Source organism: Sphingobacterium sp. ML3W (assembly GCF_000747525.1).
Taxonomy (GTDB): domain Bacteria; phylum Bacteroidota; class Bacteroidia; order Sphingobacteriales; family Sphingobacteriaceae; genus Sphingobacterium.
Genome location: NZ_CP009278.1, coordinates 4,151,121 through 4,173,870, shown reverse-complemented (window position 1 = coordinate 4,173,870; position 22,750 = coordinate 4,151,121). Strand labels below are relative to the sequence as shown.

At 38.2% G+C, this 22,750-nt stretch carries 14 protein-coding genes and 1 tRNA gene; 11 read left to right on the top strand and 4 right to left on the bottom strand.

What is annotated here, in order from left to right; all coding sequences use genetic code 11:
* The first annotated feature begins 168 nt into the window (after positions 1-168).
* The 3 genes from KO02_RS17885 to KO02_RS17875 all read left to right on the top strand — a co-directional run bounded on the left by KO02_RS17885 (position 169) and on the right by KO02_RS17875 (position 7,359).
* Positions 169-3,660 (top strand): SusC/RagA family TonB-linked outer membrane protein, encoded by a 3,492-nt coding sequence (locus tag KO02_RS17885; RefSeq protein ID WP_038700494.1) that lies wholly within the window; start codon positions 169-171, stop codon positions 3,658-3,660.
* A 12-nt stretch (positions 3,661-3,672) separates the two neighbouring features.
* Positions 3,673-5,661 carry a RagB/SusD family nutrient uptake outer membrane protein gene (locus KO02_RS17880; protein ID WP_038700492.1) on the top strand — a complete coding sequence of 663 codons (1,989 nt, stop codon included), beginning with the start codon at positions 3,673-3,675 and terminating at the stop codon, positions 5,659-5,661.
* A 246-nt stretch (positions 5,662-5,907) separates the two neighbouring features.
* Positions 5,908-7,359 carry an FAD-dependent oxidoreductase gene (locus KO02_RS17875; RefSeq protein ID WP_038700490.1) on the top strand — a complete coding sequence of 484 codons (1,452 nt, stop codon included), beginning with the start codon at positions 5,908-5,910 and terminating at the stop codon, positions 7,357-7,359.
* Positions 7,360-7,389: 30 nt separating this feature from the next.
* On the opposite strand, the gene KO02_RS17870 is transcribed toward KO02_RS17875, so the two are convergent.
* Positions 7,390-8,046 carry an HAD family hydrolase gene (locus KO02_RS17870; RefSeq protein ID WP_038700484.1) on the bottom strand — a complete coding sequence of 219 codons (657 nt, stop codon included), beginning with the start codon at positions 8,044-8,046 and terminating at the stop codon, positions 7,390-7,392.
* Positions 8,047-8,168: 122 nt separating this feature from the next.
* Positions 8,169-8,241, bottom strand: a tRNA-Lys gene (locus tag KO02_RS17865).
* A gap of 612 nt (positions 8,242-8,853) precedes the next feature.
* Here KO02_RS17865 and KO02_RS17860 point away from each other — a divergent pair.
* From KO02_RS17860 to KO02_RS17850, 3 genes are all read left to right on the top strand, one after another.
* Positions 8,854-11,940, top strand: coding sequence for a SusC/RagA family TonB-linked outer membrane protein (locus tag KO02_RS17860; protein ID WP_144243358.1), 3,087 nt, complete (start codon positions 8,854-8,856; stop codon positions 11,938-11,940).
* Positions 11,941-12,133: 193 nt separating this feature from the next.
* A complete protein-coding gene (locus KO02_RS17855) occupies positions 12,134-13,690 on the top strand; it encodes a RagB/SusD family nutrient uptake outer membrane protein (RefSeq protein WP_038700482.1) in 1,557 nt (518 codons plus the stop codon).
* Positions 13,684-15,576, top strand: a complete 1,893-nt coding sequence (locus tag KO02_RS17850; RefSeq protein WP_051960025.1) for an alkaline phosphatase — start codon at positions 13,684-13,686, stop codon at positions 15,574-15,576. The genes KO02_RS17855 and KO02_RS17850 overlap by 7 nt, the downstream gene beginning before the upstream one ends.
* Positions 15,577-15,678: 102 nt before the next feature.
* Here the strand turns inward: KO02_RS17850 and KO02_RS17845 are convergent, their stop codons facing one another.
* The gene (locus KO02_RS17845) at positions 15,679-15,975 is read right to left on the bottom strand and encodes a helix-turn-helix domain-containing protein (protein WP_038700480.1); all 297 of its coding nucleotides are present in this window, start codon (positions 15,973-15,975) and stop codon (positions 15,679-15,681) included.
* Positions 15,976-16,401: 426 nt separating this feature from the next.
* A complete protein-coding gene (locus KO02_RS17840) occupies positions 16,402-17,058 on the bottom strand; it encodes a rhomboid family intramembrane serine protease (RefSeq protein WP_038700478.1) in 657 nt (218 codons plus the stop codon).
* A gap of 111 nt (positions 17,059-17,169) precedes the next feature.
* Here KO02_RS17840 and KO02_RS17835 point away from each other — a divergent pair, with 111 nt between their 5' ends.
* The 5 genes from KO02_RS17835 (at position 17,170) to KO02_RS17815 (ending at position 22,453) form a co-directional block, all read left to right on the top strand.
* Positions 17,170-18,267 (top strand): HlyD family secretion protein, encoded by a 1,098-nt coding sequence (locus KO02_RS17835; RefSeq protein ID WP_038700476.1) that lies wholly within the window; start codon positions 17,170-17,172, stop codon positions 18,265-18,267.
* Between the two features lie 39 nt (positions 18,268-18,306).
* The gene (locus KO02_RS17830) at positions 18,307-20,469 is read left to right on the top strand and encodes a peptidase domain-containing ABC transporter (RefSeq protein WP_038700474.1); all 2,163 of its coding nucleotides are present in this window, start codon (positions 18,307-18,309) and stop codon (positions 20,467-20,469) included.
* Positions 20,469-21,803, top strand: coding sequence for a TolC family protein (locus KO02_RS17825; RefSeq protein ID WP_081918424.1), 1,335 nt, complete (start codon positions 20,469-20,471; stop codon positions 21,801-21,803). The genes KO02_RS17830 and KO02_RS17825 overlap by 1 nt, the downstream gene beginning before the upstream one ends.
* A 20-nt stretch (positions 21,804-21,823) precedes the next feature.
* Positions 21,824-22,141 (top strand): hypothetical protein, encoded by a 318-nt coding sequence (locus KO02_RS22960; protein WP_051960024.1) that lies wholly within the window; start codon positions 21,824-21,826, stop codon positions 22,139-22,141.
* Between the two features lie 90 nt (positions 22,142-22,231).
* Positions 22,232-22,453 carry a hypothetical protein gene (locus tag KO02_RS17815; protein ID WP_038700469.1) on the top strand — a complete coding sequence of 74 codons (222 nt, stop codon included), beginning with the start codon at positions 22,232-22,234 and terminating at the stop codon, positions 22,451-22,453.
* Positions 22,454-22,750 lie beyond the last annotated feature (297 nt).

Sequence of the window (22,750 nt, the reverse complement as noted above, 5' to 3'; positions counted from 1 at the left end):
TCTGATTAAGAAAGGAGGTTCTATAAAAGCAAGATATACTTATTGATATTAATAAAAACTGATTGGTGGTGGGACATCAATCATCCTAAATGATGAATATAAATTACCGATAAGGAGGTGGAAATCCTTCATGAAACAAATTAAATAACCAATTTAACATTTTAAAATATGTTTTTTAAACCAATTGTAAGGTGGCTAGATAGTCGCTTTGCTTTCCGATTATTCATTACGATGAAGCTAATAGCACTTTTACTGATTACTACTATTTTTCAGGTTATTGCAAGCGTGAAAGCCCAAACCATTCAACTTAACGTGAAAGGGGAATCTCTGAAAAACGTGATGAGAACAATACAAAAACAAAAAGGAGTATCTTTCTTGTTTAAAGGAGATGCTATAGCCAATATGCCCATTACGGCGACCATACATGATTCTTCTCTACCTGAAACGATGAATACAATTCTTCAGGGTAAAAATTTAGTTTGGGAATTGATGGACAATACAGTTGTCATTCATGTTGCCCCCACTAAAGAACAAACAATATTACGGGAGAATTTAAGCAATCAGAAAACAACGACGGGTCAGGTAAAAGATGAAGATGGAAAACCTTTACCAGGAGCTACGATTATTATAAAAGGAACCACCAATTCTACTTCTACCGATGGATCAGGTAATTTTCAATTATCAAATGTACCCACCGATGCGACCTTAATTATTTCATCGGTAGGTTATGTAACCAAAGAAATTCAAGTTTCTGGCAAAACCAACCTCTTGGTTCAATTAGCATCTTCCAATTATGGTATGGATGAAGTTATTGTCGTAGGATATGGTAAACAAAAGAAAGCAAATTTAACAGGCGCTGTTTCTACAGTATCATCAAAAGAATTAGAATCTAGACCGGTGCAAAATGTAGGACAGGCGCTCCAAGGTTTGGTACCGGGTCTGAATTTGCAGACATCTGGATTAGGCGGAGAATTGAATCAAAACTTAAGTGTCAATATTCGCGGTGGTGGAACAATCGGCGTAGGCTCTTCCGCTTCTACTTTAGTGCTCATTGACGGGATGGAAGGAGATCTCAATGCCATTAATCCCAATGATATCGAGAGTATTTCTGTTTTAAAAGACGCAGCTTCCTCAGCCATCTATGGATCGCGCGCACCTTTCGGTGTGATTTTGATCACAACCAAATCTGGTAAATCGGGCAAGGCGGTCGTTAATTATAACAATAATATACGACTAAGCAAACCTATGGGACTCCCGACCATGTTGGATTCAAAAACATTTGCTTACTATTATAATGAGGCTGCAGCCAATGATGGTGAAGGAGCTAAGTTTTCGCAAGACGTACTTGATCGCATCGATGCCTATCAAAAAGGAACCATTAATACGGTCAGTGTACCTAATGCAAGTGGTGATTGGGGATATTATACAGGATCCAACGCCAATACCAATTGGTTTGATGAGTTTTATCGTAAGTTCTCTACTTCACATGAGCATAGCCTTAGTATCAATGGAGGGAGTGAAAAGATAAAATATTTCACCTCTGGTAACTATATGGATCAAAGTGGTTTGAATCGTTATTCAGATGATAAATTCAAACGTTATACTTTTGCAAATAAATTGAACTTTATAGTCAATGACCATGTCGAGTTAACGACCAATACCCGATTTGTTAGAGAAGATTATGGTAAAGCGGCACATATGAACGATCTCTACTACCATAATATTGCAAGACGATGGCCTACTGTACCGGTAAAAGATGACAATGGCTATTATTCGGAACCTTCAGAGATCAGTCAATTATTAAATGGTGGACGGTCTAATGAGGTGAAAGATCTCCTTTATCAACAAGTGCAATTGCTCATAAAACCAACAAAAGATTGGAATATTAATGCGAATGTAAATTACCGCATTCGTAACACAAACTCACATAGTGAATTATTGAAGGCCTATGCCTATAAAGCGGATGGTGAGCCATTTCCGCTAGCAGTAGGTTATAATTCCGCAGGTAATACTGCAGTCACTGAGGTAGGTGTAAAAGAAGAATACTTTAGCACGAATATCTTTACAGATTATAGTTTAACGATAGCAGATGACCATCAATTTAAATTCTTGGTAGGTTTCAACTCCGAGCTGGAAAAAAACCGTTCATTAAGAGGTAGTATGACCGATTTAATATCTGATGATATCCCAACGCTCAATACCGCTACTAAAAACCCACTGACATCAGGAGCATACCAACATTGGGCCACTGCTGGTTTTTTTGGTCGTATCAATTATAGTTATCGTGATCGATATTTAGTTGAGGTCAATGGACGTTATGACGGATCTTCACGTTTTCCTACCGAATTGAGGTGGAATCTGTTTCCTTCCGTATCGATGGGATGGAACGTCGCAAATGAAAGTTTTTGGAAATGGAAAGATCAAATATCAGCCTTTAAATTAAGGGGGTCTTACGGCGAACTTGGGAATCAATATACCAATAATTGGTATCCATTTTATGAGCTTATGCCGGTATCAACCAATAATGGAAGCTGGTTATTAAATGGACAAAAAACCAATACTGCTAATTCTCCTGGTTTGATTTCCTCAAACCTTACTTGGGAACGCGTCTCCAGTTGGAATGTGGGACTAGATGTGCAGGCATTAAGGAATAGATTGGGTATCACTTTAGAGGTTTTCAAAAGGAACACTTTTAACATGATAGGCCCTGCACCCACTTTACCAGCTATTTTAGGTACGGCAGTTCCAAGAGTAAATAACTCTGAAATGTATTCAAAGGGTTTTGAAATCGAGCTATCTTGGAAAGACCGTATCGGAGAATTTGACTATAGCGTACGTGGGGTTTTATCAGATGATCATCAAGTGGTCACTAAATATCCAAATGAATACGGTGATTTGGCGCAATGGTACAGCGGAAGGGCAAGTAATCAAATCTGGGGTTATACAACTTTAGGTATAGCACAAAGTCAGGGAGAAATGGATGCGCATTTAGCCCATACCAAACAAACATTTGCCTCACAGTGGCAAGCAGGTGATATTATGTATGCCGATCTGAACGGTGATGGTAAAGTGGATAATGGAGCAAATACACTTCAAGATCATGGGGATTTAAGCATAATAGGTAATAGTTCTCCACGTTACCGCTTTAGCTTAGACTTAAGCATGGCATATAAAGGTTTTGACGCTCGTGTTTTCTTACAAGGTATAGGAAAAAGAGATTATATGCCCAATGGTGCATATTTTTGGGGTGCTACCGGTGGTATGTGGCAGTCAGCAGGTTTTGAGGAGAATATGGATTTCTACAGAGATGAAAACTCTACGATGGTTCAAAATGGTATCTTGGATTTAAATAAAGGGGCCTATTTACCTAGACCTTATTTCAATACCACTAAAAACCAAAATATACAAACACGCTATATTCAAAATGCGGCATATATGCGTTTAAAAAATGCACAGATCGGTTATACTTTTAGTCAGGAAGCATTGAAGAAAATAGGTGTATCCAAACTCAGGGTTTACTTGTCAGGAGAAAATTTATTGACTTTTTCAAAGATGTCAAAAGTGTTTGATCCAGAAACTGTAGGCTTAGGGGGTTGGAACGATGGAAAGACATACCCATTCTCCACGGTTTATTCTTTCGGCTTAAATGTCAATTTCTAAGAACATCAATTTATGAAACATATAAAATATACAATAGGATTAGTAGGGTTATCCATAGGAAGTATCTTTTTGGGAGCTTGTAATAAATATTTAGATCGCGCTCCATTAGCCGATGTCACACCCAAGGAGTACCTAAATACTGAAGCAGATCTGGCCACCTATACCGTGACACGGTATAATTTCCCTTCACATGCAGGTTGGGGTATGGGAACATTCGTGCTAGATAATCACACTGACAATCAGGTAGCAAGTGGTTACAGCACCATATGGGTACCAGGAGAGTTTAAAGTTTCTGCAACAGGCGGAGATTACGATTTTACACGTATCCGCCATATTAATTACTTTTTAGAAATGGTTCTTCCAAAATGGAAATCCAATAAGTTAACCGGTAACCTTCCTAATATTGAACACTATATTGGTGAAGCCTATTTTTTGAGAGCATTTGAATATTTCAGTAAGCTACAGAATCTAGGTGATTTCCCGATTGTCAAAAATACATTGATTGACAATATGGGCCAATTGACAGCGGCATCGGTGAGAAATCCTCGAAATGAAGTAGCCCGATTTATTTTAGCGGATTTGGATTCTGCCATTAATTTGCTCAATGTCTCTCCACCCAATGGTAAAAATCGTATCTCTAAAGATGTAGCGCTTCTGTTTAAATCGAGAGTTGGACTATATGAGGGAAGCTGGTTGAAGTACCATGGCAATACTGCACGAGTACCCGGAGGCCCAGGATGGCCAGGAGCACAATCGCACCCCAATTTCAGTATCAATCTGGCCGAAGAAATCAACTTTTTCTTATCCGAATCTATGGCTGCGGCAGAACAAGTTGCAGATAAAGTTGAATTAGTTGCCAATATCAAGGATGATGGCCAAAATTCGTCTAACAATCCATATTACAACATGTTTTCGGATGTCGATATGTCTAACTATTCAGAGGTATTGATGTGGAGATCCTACTCGTTTTCATTGGGCGTTACACATAATGTGAATCATTATATGAACCAAAACGGTGGAAACTCGGGTTATACCAAAGGCTTAGTGGAATCCTTTACCATGGCCAATGGACTTCCTATATATGCTAATGGATCAGGTTATCTAGGTGATGACGATTTTAAAAACATCAAAGCAGGCCGAGATAATAGATTGCAGATTTTTATGAAAGCACCTGGAGAATTACGCGTAAAAGATAAAATGAATACCGATGGCACACCAATTTTGGAGTCAAATCCAGCTATTTTGGATATTGCAGAAACCAGATATGTTACAGGTTATGCACTTAAAAAAGGTATGAGTTACTTAGCTGCACAACTTCCGGGATCAGCGGGCTCTACAGGTTCCATTACATTTCGAGCTACAGAAGCTTATTTAAATTATTTAGAAGCAAGTTATCTTAAAAATAATTTTATCGATGCTAAGGCTTCAGCATATTGGCAAAAAATCCGCAATCGAGCAGGTGTCAATCAAGACTTTATGCATACGGTTAATAATACTGATATGAATGAAGAAGCCAAAGATGATTTTGGAGCTTATAGTTCAGGTACTTTACTTTCCGATAAGATTCTGTTCAATATTCGTCGAGAACGCAGATTAGAATTGGTTGCCGAAGGTTTCCGCTACCAAGATCTAAAGAGATGGCGCGCACTTGATCAGTTAAAATCGTCGCCTTACATCGTCGAAGGTTTCAAACTATGGAGCGATATGGAACATTGGTATGTCAATACTTCAGGTGTTTCCACGCTAGTCGAACCCAATACGCCAGGGAAAACGGCCAATGTATCAGCTAAATCAGAAAGCTTATACCTACGCCCCTATCGCATCAATAACTCGGCGAATAACTTAGTATTGAATGGTTACAAGTGGGCCAATGCACACTACTTAAATCCCATTGCAGTCCAACATTTTACGATTACATCGACAGATGGTTCAGCTTCAAGCTCAACCCTTTACCAAAATCCAGGTTGGCCTATAACGGCCAACGAAGGAGCAATAGATTAATAACAATTACAAGGGCAATGTTAACATTGCCCTTGTTTTTTTACAGACAATTTTTACGGGTAAACCAAGAGTCCTCCCCATTATTTATCTTATTTTTGCTTCAATATCACAAGCTACAGTATGCTGAAAAAGTATAAACTTATATGCATTAAATAGTAATCGTTAACTTCGTGGTCAGTATTATCTTATTGCGGACTATATGGTTAAGTATTTCTTAAAATAGAGACGAAAAGTTAAAAAATAGGAGTGGAAAAAAAAGAAGGAGCAAGGTGGTGTATCTGCCAGGAATGTCAAGGGCGCGGTAAGAAAAGTCGGAAAATTAGCAAGAAAGTACGGCTAAGCTATCAAGAAGCATGGAATCAATATGAAAAAACAAATGGCGAAGGAATAGCTCCAGTTCGCCCAAAGGGACACCTATATACATGCCTCAACTGCAGCGGAACTGGTTTGATACAATCTGCAAGCCACCCGATTGCAGACAACGAAAATTTTCCACACGTGGCTATTATTGGAGGCGGTATTGGAGGAGTAGCTTTAGCAGTGGCCTGTTTACATCGCGGCATCCCGTTTACCCTCTATGAGCGCGACAGCGATTTCAATGCCAGGTCGCAGGGTTACGGGCTGACTTTACAGCAAGCAAGTAAAGCGATTGCGGGATTGGGCATTTTTTCGTTAGAAGAAGGGGTGATCTCAACAAAGCATGTTGTTCATACGACAGAAGGAAAAGTGATTGGTGAATGGGGAATGCGAAAGTGGATACCCTCGGATGTAGAAACGTCTGCTAAACGCTCCAATGTCCATATTTCTCGACAATCTCTGCGCTTAGCGCTTCTAAAGCAGCTCGGTGATCATCATGCGGTACAATGGGGACATCAGTTAGTAGATTTTAAGGATTCTGAAGACAAGGGGGTTGGGCTAAGTTTTCAAGTGGATGGGGAGATAAAGAATGTTAGAGCAGACCTTGTGGTTGGAGCAGATGGTATTCGAAGTTCAGTGCGAAGGTTGTTGATTGGTGAGGATATTACACCCTTACGTTATCTAGGCTGTATGGTGATATTAGGTATTTGTCCTTTGGCAGCGCTTGGAGATCTTAAAAGTTCTTTGCTTGACTCAGCTACGGTATTTCAAACTGCAAACGGAAACGAACGAATTTATATCATGCCATATACATCAGATTCGGTGATGTGGCAATTAAGTTTTCCAATCCCAGAAGACGAAGCCAAACTCTTAAGTGCTAAAGGACCTCAAGCACTCAAAGAAGAAGCGTGCCTTAGGACACCGTGGCACGATCCAATTCCTCAGATTTTAGCAGCTACCTTGGAAGCTCAAGTTTCGGGATATCCGGTGTATGACCGAGAATTGCTCGACGCAGAATTGTTAAAGAAAGGTGGGAAAGTAACACTGATTGGCGATGCTGCCCATCCTATGAGTCCATTCAAAGGACAAGGAGCGAATCAGGCGTTGCTAGATGCACTCGAATTGGCTCGGGATATCTCAAGAGGATGTCGGTCATCCCACTGGAAAAAAGCGGGATTGAGGCAAAGTGTATTAATAGAATATGAATCAGAAATGATAGCTCGCAGTACCTCCAAGGTAAAAGATTCAGCAGATGCTGCAAAATTTCTACATTCTGAAATTGTACTCCTTGAGGGCGATGAACCTAGGGGAAGATGTGTAAAGAAAAATCCCTCGGAATAATAGCTCGGGTTATAGCGATATCAATTAATATTATAAAGACGATTTCAAAATATCCAAGAGTTGTTGGGGTTCATCAATAATATAATCTGCTCCATGTCTTGTTAACTCTTCTTCATCTCGAAAGCCCCATGACACACCGATTGCACATACTCCTGCATTTTTAGCAGTATCCATATCCACAGAAGAGTCACCTACATAACAACAATCAGCAGGTTGTATGTTTAATCTATTGAGCGTGTCGAACACAATATGTGCATCTGGTTTAGCAGGATGCCCCGCTCGATGCCCTAAGATTAGATCAAATGAAATCTCAGGAAAATACTTTTCTACCAATGGAATAACAGCCTCATGATATTTATTGGAAGCAATCGAAATCAGATAACCAGATGATTTAAGTGTCTGTAATAAATGCATGATGCCAGCATATGGTTGCGTACAGTTATCAGCCTTCTCTTCATATCGTTCCTTGAATGCGACAAGTAGACGTGTTATGGTATCGTCTGTTCTTGCATTTACAGGTAATGCTCGTTCGATAAGAGTTCGAACTCCATTACCAACAAATTTTTTGTAAGATTGAAGAGGGTGAATTGGATAGCCATATTCCTCAAGTATCCTATTGCAGCTATCGCCCAAATCTTGAAGTGTGTCTAACAATGTTCCGTCTAAATCAAATATGATAAGCTTCATGTGCTAAATCTAACAAAAACAATGGTGATTTGATTATTCCCTTGAGAAATTTATAATAGGTATTGGTATTTACGGTCAATAGGTGTTAAAATGGGCTTCTCTATATAGAGAAGCCTATTCAGTGACCTCGGAGGGGTTCGAACCCTCGACCCATTGATTAAGAGTCAATTGCTCTACCAGCTGAGCTACAAAGTCATTCAGTATAATCAAATGTAAGTTAGATTTTTATAAAATCAAATATTATGGTCAGGTTTTTTTTAATTTTTATGATGGTGCGATCCTGTTCTTATTGATAAGGCTTTTTATACTCATTAATTCGTCATGCCATTAACTTTAATTTCCCTTTTCCTTCTTATAGTTTAAGGGTTAATGGCATGCATCAAAATACTAAATCTTATGGATTTCAACTATATGCAGTTGATTTTATAATGTCTGTTTTCCAATGGATGGAATTACCTTTTAAGATGTTTAGGTATCGCCCAGTATTTTTTAAAAAGTCCATTGATATAACAAACGAAAATTATTTTTTTAAATACAGGGTGATCAGAATTTGTTGAACAACTGGAATCAATTCTGTTATTTCAGTTTAAATTATGAGATAAGAAAATAGCGATTAATCGTGTACTAAATCGAATTTTCTAATCGGATGAGGTTTATTGACAAGGTAAATACTGGACACGATCATCTAAATTGTAAAATAAATGTTTGATTCAAAAGGATTAAAGAGCTGTTCATACTTTCTTAACATAGGATTAATGTTCGGGTAATTGGGGTTTTCTACTTTCGCCGAAACACTTTCAGTAACATATGAACAAATTACTAATACTACCACTCATGCTTGGCATTACTTCCCAAGGGCAAGCATTCTCCGTAAAAAGGCCTTTCCCGTCTACAATCGGAAGCATGGTTTTTCAGAATCAGATTAATGGAACCGTTTTATCGCCAAATGGGCAGGCTATTTCTGGTGTAACGATTAAAAACATTCAATCTGGTAAAACTGTGGTGACGGATTCTAACGGTAAATTCCAGCTCTCATCGAATCAAGGGGAGACATTGCGTTTTAGTTTTATAGGCTATAAGACCTTAGAGCAACTGGTTGTTGGTAATAGTATACAGATTACACTAGAAGAGGATGCAAGCCAACTCGAAGAGGTTGTTGTTGTTGGTTATGGTACACAGCGAAAAAGTACAGTTTCGGGTTCTGTTTCTTCGACCAATCTTGAGGGCGTTTCTAGTCGTTCGGTTACAGGAATAGGTGAGGTGCTCCAAGGAAAAACCCCAGGTGTAACAGTCACCAATGAAGGTGGTGATCCCACTTCGGCAGCACGAGTAAATATCAGAGGACTTGGTGGTATTAATGGTGAGCAACCATTATATGTTGTAGATGGAACAATCTTTCATGGTGTACCACAGATAAATCCAAATGATATCAAGGAAATCAGTGTTTTGAAAGATGCTGCTGCCGCTATTTATGGCGCTCGTGCGTCAGGTGGTGTGATTTTGATCACGACAAAAGGAGGACGGTCAGGCGAATTGAAAATTGAAGCCGAAGCTAAATTTGGGATACAGAAGGCGCACAATATGTTGCAATCGCTTAATGCTGTAGATCGCGCCATGGTTTCTAATTTGGCGGCAGATAATGCAGGTGTTAAACGCGATCCCGCTTTTGATGCAAGTCTTTATCCCGATGGGCAGATTACCAGAACTAATTGGATGAATGAAATATTTCGTACCGCAAAAACTCAGGATTACAATGTGTCAGCGAGTGCAGGAAATGAGAAGTCTTCATTCTATACTGCTTTTAATTATCGTGATGCAGAGGGAGTGTTAATCAATACCTATGGGAAACGGTATAATTTTCGTCTGAATTCGCAAACCCAGATTACCCCTTGGATGAAGTTAGGTGAAAATATAGCTTATAGTTTCACAAATGGACAGGGAGCAAATACCAGTTCTGGATATACAGGTGCTATTCTATCGGCGCTGCACTATCCGCAAAATGTTCCAGTTTATGATACTAATGGTAAATTTTCGGGTCTTCCCGAAAAATATGGTCCCGGTAGTTATGGTGATGTCATCAATCCTGTTGCATACTTAAGTAGATTGGATGTGGACAATCCTGTACATAATCTACTGATTAATCCCTATGTAGAAATGAAATTATTGCCGGGATTAAAATTCAAATCCAATTTTGCCTATACTAAGCAGTTTACCGATTACAAGGAATTTACTTCAAAAGTGCCAGAGATTGGAAAACCAGTGATGTCAAACTCTTTGACGCAACAGACGATAAGATTTACAGATATCTTGGCAGAGCAGACATTGACCTATGAAAAGGATATTAATAAACATCATTTCGATGGCTTATTAGGTTATATGTATCAAGAAAAACAGACAAAATATACGTATGTCACTGGAGAAAATTTTGATGATGAATCCAAGACTTATCGTTACATGGTGAATGCGGGTAATATTAGACCCATTGAAGATGGATTGTATAAGCAAGCATTGATTTCATATCTATTTCGGGCTAATTATAATTATGATGGCCGTTATATGCTTTCATTGATTGGTAGACGAGACGGTTCATCGCTGGTTGCCTCTCAGAATCGTTTTCAGAATTATGGCGCCATATCTGGGGCATGGGCACTCCATCGCGAATCTTTTCTTTCAGATTCCCAAGTAATCAATACTTTAAAATTGAGAGGTAGCTATGGTATATTGGGTAATTTAGCGTCATTAGATCCAACTGCGGTAAGTCCATTATTATCACGTGTAGAAGGTTGGTTTGGTGATCAACCATCCCTTTTGCCAGGATATGCCGAGGAAGTGATGGCCAACCCTGATCTAACCTGGGCAGAATCAAAACAAACCAATATTGGTATTGATCTGGGAATGTTGAACAATCGTTTAACAGTGAATGCAGACTACTTTGTCAAGAATACAGATAATATGATTATGAATATCACGCTACCGAGTACCACTGGTGTGAAGACAAAAACGGTCAATGGAGGTTTGGTGAAAGACAGCGGTATCGAACTTGCGCTTAGCTATAGTAGTAAATCCAATGCAGCTTTTCAATACGATGTAAGCGCTTCGATTAATAAGATCAATAATAAGGTTGAGCATTTGGCTGCAGGACTTCCAAATCAATTTTTGTCAAATAACTACAGAGGTATTCTTCGTCCGATTATGGTGCAACCCGGACAACCACTTTATTCATATTATGGCTTAGAGACAGCAGGACTTTTTAGATCTCAGGAAGATGCCGAACTGTACAAAAATACCAATGGACAAAAAATACAGCCAGATGCACAAGCTGGAGATATGAAATTTGTAGATCAAAATGGTGATGGAGCTATCAATGACCAAGATCGCGTGTTTTTGGGTAGTGCCTATCCTGATTTCAATTATGGGCTTACCTTTAATGCCAGCTATAAGAACTTTGATTTCAATATCTTTTTCCAAGGTGTGCAAGGCAATAAGCTATTCAATGCATTAAAATATACAGGATTGAATGCAGCATCAGGTCAACCCTATAATATGTTTGAAGATATCAAGAATGCCTATTCGCCAACAAATACCAATTCAGATATTCCACGCGTATCCGTAACTGATCCAAATGGTAATTTCTCTAAGGTATCTGATTTCTATGTGGAAGACGGTTCTTACCTACGTTTGAAAAATTTAATTGTTGGGTATACGCTGCCCATGGAGTGGACAAAGAAATATCAAGTTCAAAAATTAAGAGTATATGCCTCGGCAAGTAACCTTTTTACGTGGACAAAATATACGGGTATGGATCCTGAGATTGGTATGGATAGCTATGGTATGGACTCAGGTCGCTATCCACAAGCACGTACATTCATGATCGGAGCATCTGTATCCTTCTAGTCCCGATCAATATAAAGAACACGGTCATGAAAAGTAATATTCAAATGAAATCACCGTGAGCTTAAAGCATCTATAAACAGGAACTCATCCGATTAGGTCGTATTGGGTGAGTTCTTGAACATCATTAAAAATAAACAATTGATGAAAATAATTGGCTCTTGCAAGTTTCATCAGCGATTTAAAAAATATTAAAATGAAAAACATAACAAGGTATATCACATTATCAATGCTGGCTTGTGGTATCGGGACCTTCACGCAGTCTTGTAACAATAAATTGGACATTACTCCAGAAGGAGCACCATCTAAGGGTAATTATTGGAAAACACCTGAAGATGCCGTAAAAGGTGCCAATGCTTTATACGCCAATTATGACGAAGAAGAATTTTACGGACGTGGATTCTTTTGGTTTATCAATGCGAGTGATGACATGGTAACAGGCAGAAATAATGCGCAAGCAGAAAATGTACGTAATTTTAGCAGCACTTATGTTGGCGGCGGATATACTGAACCGCAGTGGCAATATCGCTATGCAATCATTAAGCGTGCTAATGATATTTTGAGATATGTTCCAACTATAAGTATGGATGGTGCTTTAAAAAAGCGCATATTGGGTGAAGCTAACTTCAACGCAGGTTATATGTACTTTCAATTGGCAGCTAATTATGCTGACGAAAGAGCGGGTGTACCCATAGTAACTGTCGAGAATATGGATAATGAATTGGCTACACCTCGGGCAGCTAATATTGAAGAAAATTATCTTCATGTTGAAAAACTGTTAAAAAGTGCGGCTGATCAATTGCCTTTTTTCGATGAGCTGGCCAAAGTGGACTATGGTCGTGCACACAAAGTTGCTGCATGGGCGCTGCTTTCGAAAATGTACTTGTATAAGAAAGATTATAAAAACGCAAATCTGTATGCAGATTCGGTTATCAATCAGGGGAAACGTGGCTTAGAACCTGTATTTACAGACGTATTTAAGGCTTCCAATAACTGGGGAACAGAATACATCTGGTCGGCAACCAGTTCTCCATCAGGAAGGTCTGGTTGGGGTTCTATTCTACCAGGTGTCATGTTGACCAATGGTGCATGGGGTCTTTATAATGGCTGGGGTTATTATTTACCGACTAAGGAGCTTTATGATTCTTACGAGAAGGGTGATGCGCGAAGAGAAGCGACTATTCTAAAACCTGGCGATAAATTCATGTTTTTTGGTGAAGAACGTAGTTTTACACCTGCTGGATCGGCGACCTGTGATATGCAGTTCAATAAGTATATGGAACCTTTTTCTCACCCATCTCCGATCGGTTCACATGTGAGTCCAAATGGAGATCATATGGCAACAGATTTAAATGTACCCCTAATTCGTTTTGCAGAGATTCTTTTAATCAAGGCAGAATCGCTGATCATGTTAAACGGTACAGGTGCAGGGGATAAGGAACTTAATCTGCTGCGTAAACGTGCTGATCTAGATGAAATGCAAGGTATGACATTGACAGATTTAAAACGCGAACGTCGTAACGAGTTGGCCGGCGAGTTTACAGATCGTCACAGGGACTTGGTGCGCTGGGGGGATGCTGCAGCTACTTATGCTAAACCTCTGCATACCTATGCTATGGTAGATCCTGCTACAGGCAAACCAATCGTGTTTCCAGGTCGTAAATTTGATCCTAAGATTCACCATGTATGGGCAGTTCCGCAACAAGAGATTGACAATAGCAACGGTATCATTAAACAAAATCAGGGATGGTAAGCTTGAAAGGTGCCATTTATAATAAATGGAGCGTATTATTGATAGCGGCTTGTCTATGCGGCGGACCTTTGTTCTCAAAGGCACAGACCCTCAATGAAAAGTTTGAACAATTGATGTTCAACCGGGACAAAGGACAGCTTAACAAAAGTGTTTATGCCGGGCATAGTCATAATGATTATTGGCAAGCTCAGCCTTTATATACGGCCTATTATGCCGGTATGGAGTCTATCGAAGCTGATGTTTTTCTTCGGAATGGCAAATTAATGGTGGCTCATGATGCAAAGGAAATCAAAAATGAACGCACCCTTAATGCGCTATATTTGGAACCTCTTGTTGCGCTGTACCGTAAAAATGGCCATACTGCATTTACGGATAGTACCAAGCATTTGCAGCTATTGATTGACATAAAAGAAGATTATAAGAGGTTATTACCCATCCTTGTAAAAGAAGTGGAGCAATATGGTGACATTTTTAATCCGATTAAAAATCCAAATGCAATTAAAGTAATCGTTACGGGAGGAAGACCTTCGCCTGAAGGTTTCAAAAACTATCCCAAATGGTTATTTTTTGATGGTGAGGTCAATTGGACCTATGATGCGGTGAGTTTAGCGCAGACAGGGTTGATCAGCGCTGACCTAAAAGATTATACGGATTGGAACGGGAAGGGATTGCCTGAAAATATACCAGCAATTGAGAAAGCGGTCGCTAAAGCAGATTCTCTAGGACTTCGTTTTCGTTTCTATGGAACACACGATAGTCCGAATGCTTGGCAGCAGCTCATCAATCAGGGTGTCTACTGGATCAATACAGATCAACCTAAGTCTTTGGAATTATTTCTTGATCAGCGTGCACGCTCGTCATTTCAATTGGATAAACCGCATGATGTTTATAAACCCAGTTTTCAGTATGATGCGAAGGACCGCCAAGTGAAGCGGATTCTACTATTAGTTGGAGATGGTATGGGGCTTGCAGCAGTAAAGGCAGCGACTTTAGCAAATGGTGGATCCCTGAATATGACACAGATTAAGACTGTTGGACTTTCACAGACCGAGGCTTTAAATGCTGATAACACCGATTCTGCCGCTGGAGGTTCTGCCATTGCTACGGGGCAGAAGGTTAATAATCGGGCTATTTCCGTGGATGCTCATGGCCAGGGACTTCCAAGCGTTGCTGCGGTTTTAGCCGACAAAGGGTGGAAGACTGGTGTTATAAGCGTTGGTGATGTGACGGATGCTACCCCGGCAGTTTTCTATGCCCATCAGCAGGAACGGAATGAAAGTGAATCCATCTTAGGACAGTTTGCACAATCAAAAATGGATTTCATTCTTGGAGGAAAGCCAGATTGGTTAAAAAAGGAAAATAACTGGAAGGGATATGCCGGTATTTCGGTCTTAGACAATACCATAGATCAAGCAGGAGGTAAGCAAATTGTTTTTCTTTCGGACGAATTCCTTAAACCGGTTAAAGATGGTCGGCCAGCAATTTTGACAAAAACGATGTTGGATGGTGTCAAGTTCCTTTCTCGTGAAAATAAACCATACTTCCTGATGGCAGAGTCTGCGCAGATTGATTATGCTGGGCATGCCAATGATCTTAAATATTCAATCATGGAAACATTGGATTTTGACAATACGATTGCTGAAGCCCTGCGTTTGGCGGATCAAGATCCAGAGATGCTGGTTATTGTAACTGCAGATCATGAAACGGGGGGACTTACCTTATTGGATTCAGATCGTAAATCTGGACGTGTAGTTGTTAATTTTAGTAGCAACGATCATACAAATGCCTTCGTTCCGGTATTTGCTTATGGTGCACGATCATTTTTATTTCAAGGAGTGTATGATAATACTGCGATATTCCACAAATTGTTGGAAGCTGTGAAATAGCGGTTTCAATTTCTTTCGTATTCATTATCATGTTTAGTAACAGCCACATCATCAGATGTGGCTGTTTTATTTAAGATCTTGACGATTTTAATAATACTGGAACTATTTACAGAATGATGTTATTTTTTTAAATCCCAGAATAAGATAATGGTATCCTAAACCAAGTATATTTTCACCTGTAACATCGCTTGCTAATGAAGGAGGTAAAAGCTCGTAAATGCTTACACCAAAATACTCCGCAATTTTATAAACCTGATCAACTTTTACTTTGGTTTCATTCCGTTCAATTTTAGAATATGCAGCCTGTGATATTTCTAAGAAAAAGGCAACAGCCTCTTGCGATAATTTTAGATTTTCTCTTTTCTGTCTTATGAAAGTTCCAATCTCAGCTTTTGACATAATTTATACTGTAATTTTCTACAGGCTAATTTAAGTATATAACCTGAAGTTATAAAATTAATAAGTATTAAAAATTTGAGTAAGTATTAATCCTATGTTTTTATGGATTCAAAGGGTACATTTTCTTGAAATTTCTAGACTAAAAACTGAATCATTTGAATAGTGGAAGGGATTATATTTTGGAAAATAGGTTTGAATTTTTTTGACGAGACTGTGTAATTTAAATACCGTTTAAAACCCAAGGTTGTGGTATACTTTTTTATATGTCCGTATTTTTGAGAACATTAAAATAATAAAACGTGGACAAAAAAAATAAAAAAATCAAGGTTATCGCATTAAGTATTAAAGAACAAAAGGAAATCAATGCAGGTGGCGAAAGGTCAAATCAGAAAAGGTCAAATTTATGGGAGATATTCTTTGAATACTTTAGAATTTAAGAAATAAGGCTTTCGTAAATTCATAAATAGACTCATTTCTAGTTATTAATGCAATAATTGAACCTAATAAGTAAGCAACAATGTGTAACGACCTATTTATTTTGGAAATTTTCACGCATGACAAAAGGGTCAAAACAATCAATATATAGAGCCAATATTGAGCAGCATTATGAATCCAAGGAATGAATAAATGATTAATCTTTTGTAAAGGAAAGAACAATGCTGAGAAACCATAAAGGCCAAATGTAAGTCCAGAAGCTCCTATAGAGGTAAAGTAAAAATCATTTCTTTTATTTAATACCAGAAATGCATTAGGGATAATAATGAGTAGAGAAAATAAGAGTGGTGTTAGTAAATATGCAGATACCGAGCCATATACTTGCATGATGTTTCCAAACATGTCATATCCTAATCCATATATAATCAACATGTTGAACAACAAGTGTATCCAATTTCTATGTATAAATGCAGAGGTAAGCAACGTATGTAAGCGCTTACCTCTTGCGAGTTCATAAGGATGTAAAAGTAAAGCATGAAAATAGGGTTTAGTGTAAAAACCTAGGATGCTACTGATCATCAGGATAGGGACTATAATATATGAATAAGGAGCTTCTTGAAAAGTTGGAAATACGTCAAAAAATTGCATTTATATTACTAATTAATCTTGTTTGAAGATAAGGTAAATATAATAAAATACAACTTGTAGTTGTGGTATGTCATATTCTTATTTGAGAGATTTGGATAATTAAATACCACTATGCACAAAACCAATATTATTTATATTTTGTTGTTAATTGCTGTTGCTGTCACACTTGCTGTTTTACCTTTTGTACGCATTCCGATATCTATTTCTGCACCTGGAATTATTAGGCCGCAAACAGAGAATACGAAGATCATTTCCCTTGTAAGTGGTCGTATTGTGGATAGCCAGATCAGTGGAAACAATCAACGGGTGACGAAAGGGGATACTTTATTTGTGGTTGTCTCAAAAGAACTACAAAATAAATTGTCTTTCAATCAACATATGGCAGCCGATTATCAACAACAAATCTCTGATTTGATGTTTTTATTATCTAGGAAACATGTTGGTTTACAAAGTAGCTTATATCAGATGGAGCTTGTTTCTATGAAACAACGCATGTCCGAAGTGCAATCACAATTGACATTAGCGAAACGCGAATTTGAACGTAACGATTACTTATTCAGTCAAGGTATTATAGCTCAAGCGGAGTTTGATAAAAGTAGGTATACATATGAACAATTGAAAAATCAGGTTTTGTCAATTGAAAAACAACAGATGGCACAATGGAGTGCAAAGTTGAGAGAACTGCAACAAAAATATCAATCTAATTCAACAGAAAGAGACGCTATTGAAATAGATGGAGAAAACTATATCGTCAGAGCACCCTTAAGCGGGACAGTGGTCAACCTGAAAGGTTTTCAAAAAGGAAGTCAAATCATACAAGGACAAGATATATTAGAAATATCTCCAGAAGATAATTTAATAGCCGAATGTATGGTTCCAGCAAATGCCATTGGTTATATTAAAGATAAGCAAGCGGTCAAATTTCAGATAGATACCTATAATTATAATCAGTGGGGGTTTCTCACAGGTTCAGTTCAAGACATCGATTACAATCTGGTAGCCAATCAGAATAATGCGCCATTTTTTAAAGTTCGTTGCCATATAGATGGCAATCACTTGAGTTTGCCCAATGGTAGTAAAGTTACAGTTGGTAAAGGTAACACCTTTAATGCCCGTTTTTTTCTGGTCGATCGGACACTTTGGCAATTATTGTTTGATCGGGCGGACGATCTCTTTAATCCCAATCTAGGTAATAAAATAACTTCATAACTGTTTTTTTCGTTCGCCATTTTAAAACATTTTATTCTGATGAAAAAATCTCCAGTCCGTATTAAGCAACATGATATCCGTGATTGCGGGGCAGCCTGTTTAGCCTCTGTTGCAAGTTATTATGGGTCAGATATTCCAATAGCAAAAATACGACAGCATTGCCACACCGATACCCGAGGTACCAACGTACTTGGCATGATCCAAGGATTACAGGAATTAGGGTTTACAGCTAAAGGAGTGAAAGGAGCTATAGATGCCATACCACAAATCCCTTTACCAGCGATTGCACACGTCGTTTTAAATGGTCAATTGCAGCACTATATTGTCATTTATCAAGTCCATAAGGGTCAGGTCACGGTAATGGATCCCGGTCTGGGGAAAGTCCAACAATACAGTATAGAAGAATTTCAGAAAATCTGGACTGGCGTGTTGATCTTATTAGAACCCAATGAATATTTTAAGCAGCGGAATGAGAAAACTAATGTTTACAATCGTTTTTGGAATCTGATAAAACCACATAAATCGATTGTTTTACAAGCATTAGTCGGTGCAGTTGTTTATACCTTACTCGGTTTGTCCTCTTCACTTTATATCCAAAAGATTACCGATTTTGTACTTGTAGATGGCAATGTTCGTTTACTCAATTTACTCTCGGTCGCCATGTTGGTTATTTTGTTCTTTCAAGTAATCATCGGTACGCTCAAAAGCGTCATGGTGTTACAAACCGGACAACGGATTGATCGCTACCTGATCTTGGGCTATTACAAACATTTACTAAGTCTTCCACAGCGTTTTTTTGACACGATGAAAGTCGGAGAGATTATATCGAGAGTAAATGATGCAGTCAAAATTCGGGCATTTATCAATGATGTTGCCATTCAGGCCGTCGTTAATGTTTTAATTGTTGTGTTCTCATTTGCTTTAATGTTCTCTTATTTCTGGAAACTGGCATTGATTATTTTATTGGTCATTCCTTTTTATTTCTTTGTCTATTGGTTAACCAATAAGTTGAATAAAAAAGTGGAACGCCGGCTTATGGAAGAAGGAGCTGAACTGGAATCGCATCTAGTCGAATCACTCACTTCAGTCAAGACCATCAAACAGTTTGGTATGGAGACCTATTTCAATAGCGGTACTGATCACAAATTCACCTATCTCTTGAAGACCATTTACTCGTCCGTATTGAATGGACTTTTCTCTGGGACATCGAGTGAATTTCTCTCCCGCCTGTTTACAATTATTTTACTCTGGGCTGGATCCTATTATGTGATTGATCGTACGATTACACCGGGCGAGTTGTTATCATTTTATGCTTTGATCGGATACTTAACAGGACCCGTTAGTCAATTGATCGGAATGAATAAAACATTGCAAAATGCATTGATTGCTGCCGACCGCTTGTTTGAAATTATGGATCTTGAGCGAGAAGAAAATGAAGGTAAACTGGATTTGGTGAGCAATGAAGTCGGTGATATTTTATTTGAAAATATACGGTTCTCCTATGGATCTCGAGTCGAAGTGTTCAAAGACTTCAGTTGTCGAATAGAAAAAGGCAAAATGACTGCTATCATAGGTGAGAGTGGAAGTGGCAAAACTACTTTAGGAGCACTGATCCAGCAATTGTATCCTGTCCAATCGGGGAAGATTCATATTGGACAATATGATCTTAATTATATTTCTAAGCAATCTCTTCGAGAGCGCATCGCAATCGTTCCGCAGCAGATTGATCTTTTCTCTGGTAATGTTATCGAAAATATTGCTGTAGGGGAAGAAGTTCCAAATTTCCAACGTTTGATGACTGTCGTTAAAGAATTGGATATGATGTCGTTCATTGAAAAACTACCCTCAGGTTTCGAAACCTATTTAGGAGAAAATGGCTCTATGTTATCCGGTGGACAAAGACAGCGTATTGCCATTGCTAGAGCACTTTATCGCGATCCGGATATCTTGATTCTTGATGAAGCAACATCAGCGTTAGATACCGGGACCGAGTTGGTTATTCAACGTGCTTTTGACCGATTTAGAGCAGCCGGTAAAACCATGCTCGTTATTGCTCACCGATTGAGTACCATAGCAGGGGCAGATACCATCATGGTTATGCAAGATGGTCAGATTGTCGAACAAGGTAGTCATGAACAACTGTTATTGACAGCGTCAGCTTATAGAGATATGTGGAAAAAGCAATCCGTTATTCTAGATTGATGAAAAAAATACTAATCATCGCTTTGTTACTCACTTTGGGAGTAAGAATGGCAGTTGCACAAAAGCAATGGTCCTTGGAAGATTGTGTGTCTTATGCAATCGAACATAATCTTCCACTAAAACGTCAAGATGTTTTAGTGGCTATTAAAAATTTAGATCAAGAAATGGCCCATAGAGAGCGACTTCCTGCAGTTGGAAGTTATTTCAATGGGTACAGTACATTTGGCCATTCTCAGGATGTGTTTGGTACCATCCGTCGCAATGATAATTTTAATAGTAATATGGGGATTAATGCCGAGATGACCCTGTATCAATTTAATTATCTGCGCAATCAAGCAAAAAAAGCGACCGTAGAGGCAGAACAAGAACAGCTTGAAAAAGAAGTTCTAAAAAGGGATTTGACACTTAAGATAGTACAGGGTTATCTACAAGTTCTGCTGACACAAGCTTTGGTTGATGCACAAGATTCAGCAATCAACTTTTCAGTGCAATTATTGGATAAAGCTGAAAAGAGTACTGCGATAGGGGCAACTGCTCCAGCTGTAGTGTTTGAGGCAAAAGCGAATTTGGCAAGAGAAAAACAACAATATCAACAATATCATAAAGAAACTCAGCAAGCCAAATTAACCTTGGCCCAGCATATGAACTATGCGGATTATAGTGCATTAAGGGTGTATGATCCTCTTTTAGAATCCGAGATTTTTAAAACAGGTATAAGAGGAACAAAGTCAGATCTCATCCAAGAAGCAATAAGACATAATCCCATACTTAACAAGTATGAAAATCAATTAATTGGACTAGATATCGAATCTAAACTATTTAAAGCAGCAGACTATCCGATGGTCAAAGGATCCGCAAGTTTAGGCACTACCTATTTTAACGCATTCAAAACTGCAAATGAACGGCCATTCTTTGGCCAGTCCAAAGATAATTTTGCACAGCAGATAGCTATAGCGGTAACGATTCCCGTATTTAACAAGGGCAGGACTAAAAGACAGTTACAGCAAGTCAATTTACGTAAGCAGGAAATCGGATTATTGAGCGAAAATGAAAAAATACAACAGATACAAATTTTAGAAAAGCTTCAGCTCGATTGGAAGGAAAGTAAACAGCAATATGAAATTTCGACAGAGGCATTTTCTGCGACAAAAGAATCGTTGGTGTATTCTAGACGTAGTTTTATGGCAGGTAAAGTTTCCATCTATGATATCAATAACAGTAAAAATAACCTGATAAAATCGGAAGCCGAAATGATTCGAGCCCGATACAATACATTATTTAGCCTCTTGATGCTGCACTATCATGTGTCTGGAGACATCAAGTTTTCATATTAACGACATTAAAACAAAAGATTATGCAACTATTCAAATATATCGATCGCATTAACTTAATGGATAGTTTGATTCGTCAAGGTAGAACTGGGACACAGGCTGAATTTGCAAATCGACTTGGACTCTCTGTATCTAGACTTGCTCGTATTATTGAGTATATGAAAGAGATTGGCGCCCCTTTAGAATACGATCGAAAAAGGAATACCTATTATTATGAAAAAGATTATTCAATCCAGATTAGGGTTGATATTCAACAGCTTGATAATAATCAGATTAGAAGCATTTCTGCAGGCTCCTTTTATTTTTCAAATAATACTTTCAATGCTTTTTTTAAGCATTGAACAACACTAATTTAGTGCATTAATACAACAAGGCAGTTCTCCGAAAAGGCTTAAATAATAGAGTAGGAATAATTTTTTATAGACAAAAAAATGAATAATTTAGAGTTAAACACAATCGGTGTTCAAGAATTGAACATGAACGAAATGACTAATGTTGAAGGTGGATTAATTGGTGGTCTTGGTTTACTTTTAGGCTTACAATTAGATGGACAATTGGGCTTACAATTAGGCTTGCAATTAGGTTCTATTAACATTGGTTTAGGTCTTAGCCTTGGTCAAGGTATCGGTATTAACTTAGGTGTAAAAGCTTAATTTTTTACATATTTACTTTTAATAACTAGAAAATACAGTGTAAGATTTAAACTTGAGAAATCCTGATTAAATAATTTCTAGTTACTTATTGTGATGATTAATCGAGCCATACTTGTTATGGCTCGATTATTTTTTATCTACTCCTTTTATTCATTCAACTATTTTTGTTTTAAAATCCCCATCCGTCAGTTTATACCGATGACCAAGTTTGATTCATGTGCTTAGTGGAGGACATACCGTGAGGTATCGCTTTACATATATGGGAATATAATTCAGCTCATTTATAATCACTGCATA